The organism is Njordella aestuarii (genome assembly GCF_056494165.1).
The window spans coordinates 2,559,695-2,574,472 of the sequence record NZ_CM151397.1 but is presented as its reverse complement, the minus strand read 5'-3'; the positions used below and the strand labels follow the sequence as shown (position 1 = coordinate 2,574,472).

Annotated in this window: 11 protein-coding genes; 9 read left to right on the top strand and 2 right to left on the bottom strand. The window is 52.1% G+C overall.

What is annotated here, in order from left to right; genetic code table 11:
- Positions 1–9 precede the first annotated feature (9 nt).
- The 3 genes from SH451x_RS10075 to SH451x_RS10065 all read left to right on the top strand — a co-directional run bounded on the left by SH451x_RS10075 (position 10) and on the right by SH451x_RS10065 (position 4,200).
- Positions 10–1,725, top strand: coding sequence for a serine/threonine-protein kinase (locus SH451x_RS10075; protein ID WP_479362330.1), 1,716 nt, complete (start codon positions 10–12; stop codon positions 1,723–1,725).
- A 52-nt stretch (positions 1,726–1,777) separates the two neighbouring features.
- Positions 1,778–3,742, top strand: coding sequence for an SHD1 domain-containing protein (locus SH451x_RS10070; RefSeq protein WP_479362329.1), 1,965 nt, complete (start codon positions 1,778–1,780; stop codon positions 3,740–3,742).
- Between the two features lie 119 nt (positions 3,743–3,861).
- Positions 3,862–4,200, top strand: coding sequence for a hypothetical protein (locus tag SH451x_RS10065; RefSeq protein WP_479362328.1), 339 nt, complete (start codon positions 3,862–3,864; stop codon positions 4,198–4,200).
- A 621-nt stretch (positions 4,201–4,821) separates the two neighbouring features.
- Here the strand turns inward: SH451x_RS10065 and SH451x_RS10060 are convergent.
- Positions 4,822–5,286, bottom strand: a complete 465-nt coding sequence (locus tag SH451x_RS10060; RefSeq protein WP_479362327.1) for a response regulator — start codon at positions 5,284–5,286, stop codon at positions 4,822–4,824.
- Positions 5,286–6,545, bottom strand: a complete 1,260-nt coding sequence (glyA, locus tag SH451x_RS10055; RefSeq protein WP_479362326.1) for a serine hydroxymethyltransferase — start codon at positions 6,543–6,545, stop codon at positions 5,286–5,288. The genes SH451x_RS10060 and glyA overlap by 1 nt, the downstream gene beginning before the upstream one ends.
- Before the next feature lie 269 nt (positions 6,546–6,814).
- On the opposite strand from glyA, the gene dcd reads away from it, so the two are divergent.
- The 6 genes from dcd to SH451x_RS10025 all read left to right on the top strand — a co-directional run bounded on the left by dcd (position 6,815) and on the right by SH451x_RS10025 (position 14,750).
- Positions 6,815–7,411 (top strand): dCTP deaminase, encoded by a 597-nt coding sequence (dcd, locus tag SH451x_RS10050; protein WP_479362325.1) that lies wholly within the window; start codon positions 6,815–6,817, stop codon positions 7,409–7,411.
- A 241-nt stretch (positions 7,412–7,652) separates the two neighbouring features.
- On the top strand, positions 7,653–8,822 hold the full coding sequence (locus tag SH451x_RS10045) for a DegT/DnrJ/EryC1/StrS family aminotransferase (RefSeq protein ID WP_479362324.1): 1,170 nt from the start codon (positions 7,653–7,655) through the stop codon (positions 8,820–8,822).
- 631 nt (positions 8,823–9,453) lie between these two features.
- Positions 9,454–11,256 carry a cyclic nucleotide-binding domain-containing protein gene (locus SH451x_RS10040; RefSeq protein WP_479362323.1) on the top strand — a complete coding sequence of 601 codons (1,803 nt, stop codon included), beginning with the start codon at positions 9,454–9,456 and terminating at the stop codon, positions 11,254–11,256.
- A 6-nt stretch (positions 11,257–11,262) separates the two neighbouring features.
- Positions 11,263–12,072 (top strand): hypothetical protein, encoded by an 810-nt coding sequence (locus SH451x_RS10035; protein WP_479362322.1) that lies wholly within the window; start codon positions 11,263–11,265, stop codon positions 12,070–12,072.
- Positions 12,073–12,075: 3 nt separating this feature from the next.
- On the top strand, positions 12,076–14,190 hold the full coding sequence (locus SH451x_RS10030) for a hypothetical protein (protein ID WP_479362321.1): 2,115 nt from the start codon (positions 12,076–12,078) through the stop codon (positions 14,188–14,190).
- A 236-nt stretch (positions 14,191–14,426) separates the two neighbouring features.
- Positions 14,427–14,750, top strand: coding sequence for an ArsR family transcriptional regulator (locus tag SH451x_RS10025; protein WP_479362320.1), 324 nt, complete (start codon positions 14,427–14,429; stop codon positions 14,748–14,750).
- Positions 14,751–14,778: the final 28 nt, after the last annotated feature.

Here is a 14,778-nt window from a genome sequence, read left to right as displayed (position 1 = left end):
TTTGAGCATATGATTGCGATGCACGAGCCGATTGCCTCTAGAACCGAAAGCTGCAACGATGCGTTGCTTGCTCGATTTCTAGACGGCAGGCTCGACGCCGACGAGCGAGCGGCTTTTGAATCCCACCTGAACACTTGCCTTTATTGCCGTGAAGAACTGGCTCAACAAGCTGCAGAGCCGGAGTTTTGGGAAATCGCATCGCTAGCCTTGGACACGCAGGGCGAAGCGAATTGCACGCCGCTTCCGACCCAGTTGCTCGATCTCGACAACCTAACGCAAGACAATCTGGGAATTGAATCGAACGAATCATACTCACGGGCCGGTAGCGAATCGTTCTTGCAACAATGGCTGGCCCCGTCGTCTGATTCCAATTCTATAGGGCGGATTCGCGACTATGAAGTGTTGGAAGTTATCGGTCGTGGCGGCATGGGCTTGGTTCTGCGAGCCTTCGATCCAGTCTTGAACCGCAAGCTAGCCATCAAAACGCTCTTGCAGCATCTCTCGCACGATCCGTCTGCCAAGCAGCGTTTGCTACGTGAGGCACAAGCTGCAGCGTCACTTCACCATCCACATGTTACACCGATCTTCAGCATTGAAACGTGGCGTGATGTCCCGTTGATCGTGATGCCATACGTCGAAGGCGGGACGCTGTACGACCATGCCTCGCGTAAAAGGCTGAGCGTTGATGAAATCATACTGGTTGCACACCAAGTCGCTCAAGCATTGAGTGCTGCTCACGGAATCGGACTAATTCATCGTGATATAAAGCCATCCAATATTTTGCTCGAAGACGGCTTGACTCGAATTCAGTTGTCTGACTTCGGACTCGCTCGCGTACAAGGCGATCTTACGATCACCGAATCCGGCATCCTGGCCGGCACACCTCAGTTTATGTCGCCCGAACAAGCAGAAGGACGCGTGCTCGATAGTCGCTCCGATCTATTCAGCCTCGGCTCGTTACTCTACTGGTTGGCTACAGGCAAGTATCCGTTTCAGGCAGAATCAAGCTATGGTGTAATCTTAAAGCTTGTGCACGACGAGCCGACGCCGCTTGCGGAACTTAATCCAACTTTACCGCCATATTTGCAGCAATTGATTCGACTGTTGATGGCAAAACGGCCCGGTGACCGATTGCAAGATGCAGACGCCGTGGCGAACCTTCTGGAAGCTTGTATCGCTCACCGCGAAAATCCTGCCGATTCGGCAATCCCGGAAAGATTGACGAAGATCAAGCCACAGCGGACGAAAAAACTCGTCACTTCGAAAGCACGCTTGTCGCTTGGCGTCGTCGCGTTGCTTTGTATGCTGTACCTGCTCGCTCGCATTAGCTCCAATCCAGATACAAAGTCCGCTGTTGTTCATGCGATGTCGGTGGAAGATCAAACGAAGGAGCAACATGATTCCTCTGGGCCTACCCTGCGCTATGGAGAGCTTGACGACTCTGATTTGCTGCAGATGCAAAGCGATCTAACTGCAGGCGACGATGTGCACTACTGGCTACGGCGACTTGCATACCTGGATGTGAGTAAAGTACCGCCGGAAGCAATCCCGTATGTGCAAAAATTTGCGGACTCAAGCGACCCTACGACACGGGAACTGGCGCTTGTAACGCTTCGAAAAAATCCATTTGAACTCGTTATGCCATACGGGCCATCCCAAGGCGAATCACTTGGACCAAAACCAGAGGAACCCGTTCCGGAAAATCCGTTTGTTGAAATTGAATAGCAACCATCCAATTTTGCAAGCCACATCTTCACAGACAGAAAGCATTAGTAAAGTGAAAACGTTTATCTTCCGCCTGAAGGTTGTCATCTGTACGCTGTGCTTTTGCTCGAGCGTATCCCTTTCGCAGGTGGCTGGCCAACGGCAGTGGAGCGATTCGACGGGACAATTCAAAATCGTGGCCAGCTTGATTGAAGTTCGCGATGGAAATGTCTTCCTCAAAACTAGCGAAGGCAAAACGATGAAAATCCCTGTCGCGCGACTTAGTAAGGCGGATCAAGAGTTTTTAGAAGGTGGCTCGAATCCGTTCGAAGAACTCGATGAGTCGGACATGCGGGGTGCTACCGCAAGCGACTCACCAACTTTTCAAGCTCCAAGTGCGTCGAGCGAGACGACTGTCGGCGACAACGACACAAATGCTAACTCGGATTGGTCGCAACCACATACAATCAATTGGGATGATGTACCTGAGCTTGAGCGATCTTTCGGATCGGAAAGTAATTTTTCACCTGTCGCGAGCAACGAGTTAACTTTCGAACCGAAAAAAGCATCTCTACCAAAGAAGCTTAACTTTTTCGAAGATATTCGTCGCCTCGAAGTAAACCCCACGTCCAAGAGAGCGGTCGTTGGATACACCGTGAGTTTCAGCGTCCCGAAACCGCTCAGCCGAATTTCTTTGCTCGATCTACCAACGGGCAAAGCCATCAATTCATTGCCGGTGGAAGCAGATATGTGTCCGCTGTGTGTGCTGAACGACGGAACTACGATCGTCATGTACGGCACTGGTCGTGATGGCATGGAAACGTCTGACCAGATACAGCTCTGGAAACTCAGCGGCAAGAAAGTCATTCGCACTGCGACGTGGATCCCTTTCTCGGAAGAGAGCGAATCGTTTGGCAAAAAGAATAACGCCGCAGTTGCCGCAGCGTTCCCACTGATCGATAACAAAGCTATCCTCTTGAGCGACAAAGGGCATTTGGTGTGCTTCGATATTTTCAAACGTCGACCGTTGTGGCATTCCCGACTTTCAGGCAACTTCGCAGTAGATCTGTCGCTTGATGGTAGTCAACTCTACGTAATGGTCGGCCACACGATCATGCAAGTTGATCCGCTGACCGGCGAAGTTAAGGCGTCGACGGTGATGGAAGGCGAACCGCACCTCGCTTGGCCCCGCATCAAACTGAGTCCGTCTGGAAAACGCTTGCTGATCAGCTTTACGACATCACTTCGAGTGCTTGATTTGACTACGGGAAAATGGATTTACGACATTACATTCGCGCAGAATGGCGGCATTGGGGCGCGGGGCCTAAGCTATCCGCATGAAGACTTTGCGCTGCTGGACGAAAGCCTGCTCGTGCACTTACCGACACAGATTAAACTATGCAGTTATCAAGGAGCACAGAAAATAGTCAGCTCGGGCAGCTCAACGTTCATCGGCTTGTTAAGCAATGAAGGTGGCATGGTGGTTCCATCGAAGATTCCTCATCCCAAAGCAGAATCCACCTTGAAGCAAGCTGAAAAGGATCCGAGCGTCTTCCTAATCCATCCAGGCGTCGAGGTCTCGATCAACGCGGCTGGGGTTGGCGGCCAATATCAACAAGAAGTCACTAAGTTTTTAACTAACCAAGCGACTGCGGCTGGCTATAAAGTGGTGCCGAATGCTCCTATTTCGATCGTCGCGACTGTCAGTGGGCCGACTCGCGAAGCGATCTCTTTTATCGCTCGGGGGTCGTACGTTATCAACAAGTACGAATCGTCGATAAGAATCGTCTGGAAGGGAAAGGATCTGTGGAAGACAAGCGGTACAAATGCACCAGGCATGCTGGCAACAGATCCCGGTCAAACCATTCAAGAGAAACTTGATGAACTTGGAAAGAGTCCTAGTTTGTACGTTTTTGAAAAAGCAACGTTTCCTAAACTTTTGCAGCAGCCAAGTGAAAACGCTCAAGACGCCAACATCGCTCAAGACGCGTTGTTGACCTCCAAATTTACCATGCAAGGCTTGGTCGATTCGAACTAAACCTAATTGGTGCCCAGGCAGATCCTGGGCACCAGTCCTAACTCGTTCCCCGGCTCCGCCTGGGAACGCATTGCCTCAGAGGCTCCGCCTCTCCTACTTGAGAACAAAGGAACATACTAATGTGGATCAGATCGGCAGTCTTTGTGTTATCGCTTTGTCTCATCACAAGCCTGGTTGGGTGTAGTGAAAAGACTGATTACCCTGCAGTAAACAAAGACCAAATTTCCCAAGTCACTCACGGCACAAAACTTGAAGCTGCTGTAACGCTGCTTGGCCCTTATCATGAGCCGACTTTGGAGCAACGTCGGCATTTGGAAAGCGTGCTTGAACGAATGCCTCCGAATGTGCGTAGCAATGCCCAGCGAGATCAGGCGGTTGCTTGGGGTAATAACGAATCGTTCTTCGCGGCCGTCGTCAACTCAGAAGGCGTCATCTGGGTGACTTCCTATCGCTTTTGATTGGCCGGTGCTCGATGCGATCGGTGCTCGACTCGCCCCGTGCAGAAGGTGGTCGAGGCATAAGTGTCGGTTGATTGAACTGAGTTCTAAACGAACGCAGCTACGGGAAGACGATGCAAGCGCATCCTAGCTGGCTTCGCCTAGAAGCCGGTCGAGCACTGGGTAGCTCTACTCGTTCCCAGGCTCTGCCTGGGAATGAAATGCCTCGGAGGCTCTGCCTCTCTTCCCCAACAACGGATGACTAAGCAAATGCGCAGGCAGAGCCTACAGTGCAGCCGGTCCCCAGGCAGAGCCTGGGAACCAGGGTAAGTGCGTTCTAAACGAACGCAGCTACGGGAAGACGATGCAAGCGCATCCTAGCTGGCTTCGCCTAGAAGCCGGTCGAGCATTGGGTAGCTCTACTCGTTCCCAGGCTCTGCCTGGGAATGAAATGCCTCGGAGGCTCTGCCTCTCTTCCCCAACAACGGTTGACTAAGCAAATGCGCAGGCAAAGCCTGCAGTGCAGCCGGTCCCCAGGCAGAGCCTGGGAACTAGGGTAGCCACGCAGGCAGAGCCTGCAGTGCAGTGGGTGCCCAGGTGGAGCCTGGGTACCAGGGAAGTCGGTTCACTCCGATAGCCAAACTAACTTGCGTTGGCTGATTTTTTGCGTTCCCAGCCGTCTTCCATATTTTGGATATACTGGCGAAGTCGTTCGTTTTCATCTGTCGTGCCTTTTAGCTTAAGCATATTCTCGACACGCTTATGCAATTCAACGCGGTTGACTGGCTTCGACAGAAAATCATCGGTGCCTGCTGCAACGCCGCGTTCAATATCACCAAGCTCGCTGAGTGCCGTGACCATCAACACCATTGTCTTCGACGTTGCCGGTTCAGACTTAATCGCATGGCAAACCTCAAAGCCATTCATCTTCGGCATCATAACATCCAGAAGCACCAAGTCCGGCTTGAAGTCCCGAACTTTTTGCATCGTGTCCGCGCCGTCGACTGCATATGCCAAGTCGCAGTTGACGTTGGTCAGGTAAGCTTCCAACAACTCACGGTTAGCAACGTTGTCGTCGGCGATCAAAATCCGCGGTGTTTCGCTCATTAACTAACAACCATTGAAGAAGCGCCGGCAGGGACGGGGAACTGATTGGCCATCGCATGCACGTCGCGTTTGATGTTCGCAAGTGTCGCCGTATCGTCCGACTTCTGCAACGCAGTCACGATCCATTTCGCGATCTGTCGCATCTGGTCTGTTCCCATGCCGCGAGTCGTCAGAGCAGGCGTGCCGAGCCGAATGCCGCTCGGATCCATCGGCTTGCGCGTATCAAAAGGAATCATGTTCATGTTGACCGTGATTCCGCATTCATCCAAGGCACGTTCAGCAATCTTACCGCCAATTCCAAAAGTCGTAACATCCACCAACACGAGATGGTTGTCGGTCCCCCCGCTGACCAGCCGGACACCTTGGCTCATCAAAGCTTCGGCTAGAGCAGCAGCGTTGTCGATAATCTGTTGGCCGTAGGCCTTGAAGTCTTCATGAAGTGCTTCGCCAAAACAGACTGCCTTACCAGCAATCACATGCATCAACGGGCCACCTTGAATCCCTGGGAAGACTGCGGAATTGATCGGCTTGGCAAATTCCTCTTTGCACAATATTAGTCCGCCCCGGGGGCCACGCAGCGTCTTGTGAGTCGTAGTAGTCACATAGTCTGCGACCGGCACTGGGTTGTTGTGCAGACCCGCGGCAACGAGACCAGCATAGTGAGCCATGTCGACCAACAATTTCGCGCCGCAGTCGTTCGCAATCTCCGCAAACTTCTCATGCGGAATTTCACGAGGATATGCACTCGCACCGGCAACAATCAACTTGGGCTTATGTTCAGCAGCCAGTTTTGCAACTTGGTCAAAGTCGATACGGTGTGTCTTTTGGTCAACGCCATATGAATGAAAATTATAGAGCTTGCCAGAAATATTCAGATGCATGCCGTGGGTCAAATGCCCGCCTTGAGCCAGATCAAGCCCGAGCACGCTATCGCCAGGTTTGAGCGCTGAAAGATAGACCGCGGTGTTGGCTTGGGAACCGCTATGCGGCTGAACGTTAGCCGCTTGAGCACCAAAAAGCTGCTTCGCACGGTCGATCGCAATCTGTTCCACTGTATCGACATGTTCGCAGCCACCATAATAGCGACGACCAGGGTAGCCTTCCGCATATTTGTTCGTCAGGACGCTGCCGACCGCGTACATGACATTGAGCGAAGTGTAATTTTCGCTAGCGATCATTTCGAGCCCGTTTTGCTGTCGAGCAGCTTCAGATTCGATAGCGGACCAAATTTCCGGATCGCAAGTTTGCAGTGGATTCATTCGAGTTCGAGAGAGGTTTTAAGATTAGTTCGGTGATTAGACAGAGTAATTATAGGTTGCTGTCCATTGTCGGAGCGCGCACAGTTAGTGTCAATCGGCGACTTTGCCCCAACTAACCAGATTCCACGATCGGCGGCGGACGAAAGCGTCGCGACTGGGAAATTTAATCCAAACGTCACGTTGCGTAAGCCCCGCTGCTGCGTTAGTCTGATTGAAGTTCAGCGGACGCATATGGCAGTGCCATGTCTTTTCAGGCGGGGTAACCAGAAATGATCTTGTCAGGTAGTGAGATCGACGCTCGGTTGGGACACGATCTGGATATTGCCCCTTACGATCGTTCAAAGCTGAACCCGAACAGCTATAATCTGACGCTGCACAACGAACTTCTAGTCTATGAAGAAGTCGTTCTGGATGTGAAATTCCCGAACAGGTTTCGTCGAATCACCATTCCAGAAGAGGGGATTATTCTCAATCCGAACCAGATTTATCTCGGGCGGACAGTTGAATATACGCGAACAGACCATCACGTCCCAATGATCGAAGGGCGGTCGTCGCTCGGTCGACTCGGTCTTTTTGTTCACGCCACTTGCGGGTTCGGAAATGTTGGATTCTGCGGCTATTGGACCCTGGAAATGTATACTGTCCAGCCGTTGCGGATTTATCCGGGAATTCCGGTTTGCCAGATCTTTTATCACGAAATCACTGGCGATATCCATCAGTACACTAGCGACAAGTACCAGTACAACCAAGACATCCAGCCCAGCTTGCTGTACCGCGAATTCCTTGGCGATGAGGCTCGAAGGAACGTCATTGATGGCACTTCAGACGAATTCCTTTTCCCGAGTGCTCGGGATAACTATTCCTGATCCACAGGCGATTCTCGGCCAGAAAAACTCCGGCGGCGAACCGCTGGAAGTTCGACTTTGGCGTTTGACGGATTTGGATTGCGACAAATCGTTCTAGTGAAAAAATGATTGCCGAGGTCTAGTCGTATTGACGCTGGCTTCCTTGGACAGATAAATTCATCTCGACCGCGCTGCAATGGATTGCCGCAAACCCGCTTGGCTCGAAAACCAGTAGCCAGAATGCACAAGGAAGGTGCCCAAAATGAACAATTCTTCGACAACTGTTTCGCCACCCGTACCACTATTGGACGTAAATCGCGGAAATCGCGAAGTGCGAGACGAGATTTTGCAAGCCGTTACAGCGGTAATCGACAGCGGACGCTTTCTGCACGGCCCGCAGGTTGGCGAGCTGGAAACGCAAGTCGCTGAACTATGTGAGACCAAACATGCGATCGGTTGTGCGTCGGGCAGCGATGCACTTCTGCTCGCTTTGATGGTTTTGAACGTTGGACCTGGCGATGAAGTAATTCTGCCAAGCTTTACTTTCTTTGCGACCGCGTCCTGTGTTGAGCGATTGGGCGCGACCATCGTATTTGCCGACATTGATCCGCAGACTTACAACATTTCACCATCGCACGTCGAGTCTTTGATCACCTCGCGAACCAAAGCCATCATCCCGGTTCATCTATTCGGACAATGTGCGGCGATGGATAAGCTAACTGCGATTGCGCAGCGGCATGGTATTTCGATCGTTGAAGACGCGGCTCAAGCAATCGGCGCGTCCTACGCGGGCAAGGCGGCTTGCTCTTGGGGAACCATTGGTTGCTTAAGCTTCTATCCGACCAAGAATCTGGGCGGCTTTGGCGACGGTGGCATGTTAACTTGTCACGACGACATGACAGCTGCTCGGCTTCGATTGCTATCTGCTCACGGCATGCAACCAAGGTACCACCATCGTGAAGTCGGCATTAACTCACGATTGGACACGATTCAAGCGGCTGCACTGGGCGTTAAATTCAAACGACTAGACCAATACACTCGAGCGCGGCAGGCGAATGCTGCTCGATACCGCATGCTGTTCGCTGCGTCGCATCTGGATGACAATTGCGAACTTCCAGCACAAGATGCCCAAGCCGTTCACGTTTACAATCAGTTTGGAATTCGTGTTCGCGGCGGATATCGAGACGCGCTGGTTCAGTATCTACAAGCACGCAATATCGGATGCGAAGTCTACTATCCAATCCCATTGCATCTGCAAACTTGCTTCCGACATCTGGGACATCGTACCGGTTCACTTCCTGAAACCGAGCGAGCAGCGAAGGAGATCTTGCATCTCCCGATCTATCCTGAGCTAGCGATTGACGAGCAGCACTTGGTCGTAGAAACGCTTGAGCAATACTACTCAACAGCATACGGTCGTAAGGTTGCCTAAGAAGTTCGTAGCTGCGTCCGCCTAGAACGCGAGTGAAGCTAGTTGCGTTTCCTTTTGGACGCAACTTCCTGAAAACGAGTGCCACTGCTGGCTTGCCCAGCAGTGCTCGTGGCGTAACAGCGAAGCTCCCTACTACGCCCCCGGCTTCTGGCGAAGCCAGCTACGATGCGCTTGGTTGCGCGTGCCTCCGCCTGAAGGCCGTACTACGAACAGATCCCCAGAAAGGGTGCCACTGCTGGCTTGCCCAGCAGTGCTCGTGGCGAAACGGTAAAGCTTCCCACCACGCCCCCGGCTTCTGGCGAAGCCAGCTACGATGCGCTTGGTTGCGCGTGCCTCCGCCTGAAGGCCGTACTACGAACAGATCCCCAGAAAGGGTGCCACTGCTGGCTTGCCCAGCAGTGCTCGTGGCGTAACGATAACACTTCCCAATACGTCCCCGGCTTGTACGCGAAGCCAGCCCAGCTACGACAAGCTCGCAAACCACCCATCTTACCCAAAACAAAAATCTCGCAAAACCGACAAAATCGGTGCGACCTGAACGTTCTAGTTGCCGATACGACTTACAGCGCAACTTCTCATTCGCTGCCCCACATGCAACGTTCCGTCCGCAATTTGAACGCCGAGCGACCTGATGTCAAAGATCGACGAAGCCAATAGCACCACGGCTGCGGCTAAGCGATTCGCGTTCGATCCGGAGATGGTAAACCAAGACCTTTCGTGGCTTTTGGCGTATCCACCGTTCTGCAAAATGGACCATCAGCGGTTTCCAAAGGGGGCTGAATCGGTCGTACAGATTTTGCAGCATGAGAGCCGCGTCAGGCATTTTAGCCAAGGCGACGTAATTATTCGTAACGGCGAGTACGCGAACAGTGCCTTCTTAGTCCTCCGAGGCAGCGTACAGTTGGTTCTAGAAAGCCTGCAGTTCGAAGGAAGCACCGCTAGTTCACCACTTCAAATGAACGTTTGGCAGCGACTTGTCGCTTCCATGCGTGGCGGAAAACCAAGTCGATCGCACACGAAACTCAAACGTGAAATACAATCTGCAGCAGACGAATCCGCGACGCTCAATAACGTAGGCGTCCGCAGTGGCGAGGATCGACCGCAGATATTCCTCAGAGATACGGACGCAATCCTAGAGGGAGCAACAAGCCATCCACTGGGCTCAGGCGCAATCTTTGGCGAGATGGCGGCAATGACGCGTTCGCCGAACGATTATACAGCCATTGCACGCGAGTCATGCACGATCTTAGAGGTCCGCTGGCAAGGACTTCGGCAATTGCGCCGTGACATAATGTTTCGAAAAGCTATCGATGATCGATACCGAGAAACATCCCTACAGACCTGGCTTCGCAGCCACCCGTTGCTTCAGTTTTGCAGCGTTGACGCCATTGAAACAATCGCTCGCAAAGCGGACTTGATCAGCTATGGCGAACGTGAGTGGTTCGTACAATACAAACAAGATCGGACTGCGAAGGTTGCTGAACAAATTGCGGCTGAGCCACTGATCTGCAGCGAAGGCGAGCATGCAAAGAACCTCTACATTGTACGTAGCGGATTCGCGCGAAAAAGTTATGCCTACGGGAGCTCTCACCGTACCATGGCATACTTGGCTCAAGGGCAAGCTTTTGGGTTCGACGAAATTTGCCACAATGCAACACTCAATAGCATCGAAGAGTATCTACCTTACCAGTACTCACTGCGGGCATTGGGTTATCTTGACATTATAAGTATCGACCGCGAAGCGATTCTGGAACATGTCGTTTCGTTTTGCCGCAAAGACGCGTTGCCGCCACCGATACTCAAACCTCGCTTGGATCGGTTTGCATCGATCACAACCGAAGGTCAATATCAACCAATCGATAACCCCAAAGCGGAATCGTTGCTGGAGTTTATCGTTGAAAATCGGCTAGTCAATGCAAAGCAGGCCATGATCATCAACACGGACCGCTGCACACGTTGCGATGATTGCATCCGAGCGTGCGCGGCAGGACATGGCGGAGTTTCCAGATTCAGCCGGACAGGAGTCGCGTTCGGCAATTTTCAGTTTGTCGAAAGCTGCATGCACTGCGTCGATCCGGTCTGCATGATCGGCTGTCCGACGGGAGCGATCCAACGTGACAATGAAACAGGTGTTGTATCGATAAACGATCCCACCTGCATTGGTTGTAAAACCTGCGCGGAAAGCTGCCCTTATCAAAACATCGTGATGGAAGTGATCGACGAAGCTGTTCCCGTGCTGGCAACCTCCAGCGCTACCGAATCGTCAAGCGGAAATGTAAAGATGGTAGCCAGCAAATGCGACCTGTGCCAAAACCTGCCCGGCGGCCCCGCCTGCGTCAACGCGTGCCCTCACGAAGCATTAGAACGCGTCGATCTGAGCGATACCGAGCGCATGCGAGAATGGTTACAAAGTCAATCGATTCGATTCGTTTAGCCAACTATGCATAAACTCAGACCCTACTTTTCACTTGCCGTCGTGGCGCTCGCAGTACTGCTGTTTGCAGCCGTCGAGCAATCCTACGCGCGAGCTCTCGGACGGACAGACCGCTTTACGGGATACTCGTTGGCAGCGGTTTGTTTGGTAGTTCTTTTTCTCCCTTTTCGGAAAATGTTTCCGTTGTTGAACATAGGAAAAGTCGCTGCTTGGCAACAGATTCATCATTTCGCTGGAGTCTTTTCGCTCGTCGTATTCTTCTTCCATGCAGGATACTCGTACGACGGATATTTAGAATCGATGCTAGGGGTCTTGTTTCTGTTGTTGAGCGTTTCTGGGCTGGGACATTGGTATGTCAATCGTCGTATACCGGTTCTCATGCGGACGGCCGGACAACCACTTCGCCAAGAAGACTTGGCCCCCAAACGTTCGACCATCTCGCAGGAAGCGTACTCGGTTGCACTAGCTGCTGCGTCACACGCCAACTCCGCTTGTTTAGCAGAATTTTACACGCGGAATCTTGCTGAATACTTTCATCAAGTACGATCGCTCCGATACTATGCAAGTCCTAACGGTAAGTTGCGCCGCCAATTGCAGATGCAGCTTGATGGGTTTGCACGTTACTTGGACGAGGCGGGCTTGGATGCGAAGAACGCGCTCAGTGATTTAGTTCGACATCGTGACGATGTCGACTTTCAAGCGGCGATGATGTGGCGTATCCGCTGCTGGAACATCATGCACTTTGCGTTCTCCTGGAGTTTCGTGGTCCTTGCAGTGATTCATATCTATGCCGTCCATGCGTTCGCGGGAGATTAGCTCATGCAACGCACAGCGCAGGTCGCTACCGACAAGATTTTACAAGGGCGCATAACGTCTCATTCGCAACTTAGGTTCCGTCGTTGGGCAGCGTGGCTGGGCCTTGCGTTGCTATTCATGGGCATTGCGGTTGCTAATTTCCAACGGCTGACGTTGAGCGTATTGGCCCCTGGTCCGCTATCCGATCCCCATGCACAGATTTGGCAAGGAGTCGCCCGATCTGAAAGTTGTAAGACGTGCCACCCTGGGCTTTCCGAAGAATTGACGCTCGAACAACTAGCCAGTCTTGACACGGCATCGCCCCCTTCACGAGCCATCCACCCCGGCATGTCACAAAGCCAAGCTTGTGCGAATTGCCATGCCGCGGAACTACAGAATTTGCTGCGTGGCACACCGCATGATCTCGAACTGGCAACGCTCAAATCGCTAAGTGAAGCAAGCAAGGATCAGCATGATTTCAAGTTGACAGCAATTATGAAGTCCCCTGCGGAAGCACCTATTGACTGGCAGTCACGATCCTTCATTTGCAGTGACTGCCATCGCGAACATCAGGGTGCTCATGTGTCGCTAGCCGCGATGGACAACAATCGTTGCCAAGCGTGCCATCAACAAAAATTTGATAGCTTCGACACCAATCATGCTCAGTTTACGAACTATCCCGAGCGAAAAACCGGGAGTGTCGCGTTTAACCACCGTTCGCACCAATCGCAACACTTTTCAAAAGCTGGAGCAACCTTCGACTGCAGTCGCTGCCATCTTGAAGACCGGCGAGGTATGACAAGTCTCGTCCGCTCAACTAGCTTCGAAAAGGCATGCGCTTCGTGCCATCAAGACCCGCTTTCCGTCGCACTCGCCGACGGTGTTGTGTTATGGCAGTTGCCGAATATCAGTCGAGACGAACTATCCGCGGTATCAAACCACAAGTTCGAATGGCCTGACATGGCAAGTTATGTTACCGACCTACCTGTTCAACCGCTGATGCGTCAATTGGTGTCCGAGCAGCTAGCAACAGAAGATCAGGGAAACGCGTGGAAGCTGATCACAGAGTTGGCTGTCACGAAAAACCTGGGGGATTTGAACATCGCAAATCCAGACGAGAGGTTGTTAGTTGAACGAACAGCGCTTGCGGCCAAGGCCATATTGCTGGACATTGCAGTCAACGGGCAAGGCGCTTTAGAGAAGCGACTCATCCGTGGCTCGAAAGACGACCAAACCTCGGCTTATGAGTCGCGGATCGCTAAAAAATTAGTACAAGGCGTTCCTCCTGAGCTGTTTGATGCAGCATTTCGTCGCTGGTTTCTGACTAATTCCGCCCCAGTTGAATCGGTCAAGTCGCCTTCCATGCTACCGTCGCCGTTTGCACCACCCGACACCGAGTCGCTGTTGATAGAAACGCCACAACGTCAAACGTTCACAGCGTTTGAATCAAACAACGATGACTTGCTGGACGACACGGATGCTGAAGACTTTAACGCGCCGGGACTTGAGGAGAAACCGTCGTCAACTGAAATTGCGGTTGGCGATCAAACGACCTTTGACGCTCGTAAGCATTTGCAGCATGGCGGTTGGATGATTGATGAAAACCGTTTGGCAATTGTGTATGTCCCAAGCGGACATGCGGACCCGTGGATGCAAGCGTATGCCGAATGGCTGTCGTACCGTCGAGACAAATCAATTGTCGACACTGAGTTTTTGAATCAAGCCGACTCCATCGTGTCGCGTTGTGTTGAGTGTCATCTAACACCAAAGGTCCGCGAAAGTCATCCAAGCGATTTAGCCCCGCTCACCGCAGCGTGGCAGACTTTCGAAGTGAACCCCGCAGAAAAAAAGCTAACTCGTTTCGATCATCAGCCACATCTCAACTTGCCGCAACTGCAAGACTGCACATCTTGTCATGTACTAAACGACACACCACCAGTCGCAGGAGTCTTTGTCTCGTCACAGTTGTCGCCCGTGCAGAGTCGAAACGTGATCGATTCTCATAGCGATTTTGTGCATATGCAGAAATCAAATTGCGTCACATGTCACAACTCTCACTCAGGCGTACAATCTTGCACGATGTGTCATGACTATCACATCAACTCATCGCCAGCTGCAGTGACGCTAACGCTTCCATAAATCGCGGTCACATTTGGATTGCTGCTGAAATAAGTGGTGGTCCCATTCTCTAGCGCTTCTCAGGTGCCATTCCGCACGTCTTGGGCACACTTTACACCGACTCTAATATTTGCAAAGTCTGAGTACTTGTCCAGATGGAAACCGCTTTGGGATTCGGACGTACTTGCATAAGTTGCAGTTACCATTTAGAACAACTCGTTGCAAAATTTTTGAAGGCGTCGAGGAGGCGATATTTTATGTCGAGCGGTTCGGTTGAGCAGGAATCGGAGATTGCAATTTCGTCCAATTTTTCACCATGCATGCAGATTCTGGTCAATCCGATTCGATTACGGATTGTCCAACTGTTGATGAGTGGCTCTCAAAGTCTCGAGCAACTGGCGACGGAATGCGGCATCGAGCTGGAGCTTGTTTTGGAGCACGTTACTGCGATGAGGAAGCAGGGTTTCCTGGACGAAGACGTTGCCGGGCGGACATCGTCGTGGAAAATGACTCGAGCTCATCTGACTCGGATCCTCAAGTGCATCGAAGTCGGGTTGACGAATTCTGTGGTGGAAGGCTGAGCCATCCCGTTCTGGCGAACGCAGGTAC

Coding starts and splice junctions, on each gene's coding strand:
- SH451x_RS10075 (WP_479362330.1), top strand. CDS start 10: ATGATTGCGATGCACGAGCCGATTGCCTCTAGAACCGAAAGCTGCAAC.
- SH451x_RS10065 (WP_479362328.1), top strand. CDS start 3,862: ATGTGGATCAGATCGGCAGTCTTTGTGTTATCGCTTTGTCTCATCACA.
- SH451x_RS10060 (WP_479362327.1), bottom strand. CDS start 5,286: ATGAGCGAAACACCGCGGATTTTGATCGCCGACGACAACGTTGCTAAC.
- glyA (WP_479362326.1), bottom strand. CDS start 6,545: ATGAATCCACTGCAAACTTGCGATCCGGAAATTTGGTCCGCTATCGAA.
- dcd (WP_479362325.1), top strand. CDS start 6,815: ATGATCTTGTCAGGTAGTGAGATCGACGCTCGGTTGGGACACGATCTG.
- SH451x_RS10045 (WP_479362324.1), top strand. CDS start 7,653: ATGAACAATTCTTCGACAACTGTTTCGCCACCCGTACCACTATTGGAC.
- SH451x_RS10040 (WP_479362323.1), top strand. CDS start 9,454: ATGTCAAAGATCGACGAAGCCAATAGCACCACGGCTGCGGCTAAGCGA.
- SH451x_RS10035 (WP_479362322.1), top strand. CDS start 11,263: ATGCATAAACTCAGACCCTACTTTTCACTTGCCGTCGTGGCGCTCGCA.
- SH451x_RS10030 (WP_479362321.1), top strand. CDS start 12,076: ATGCAACGCACAGCGCAGGTCGCTACCGACAAGATTTTACAAGGGCGC.
- SH451x_RS10025 (WP_479362320.1), top strand. CDS start 14,427: ATGTCGAGCGGTTCGGTTGAGCAGGAATCGGAGATTGCAATTTCGTCC.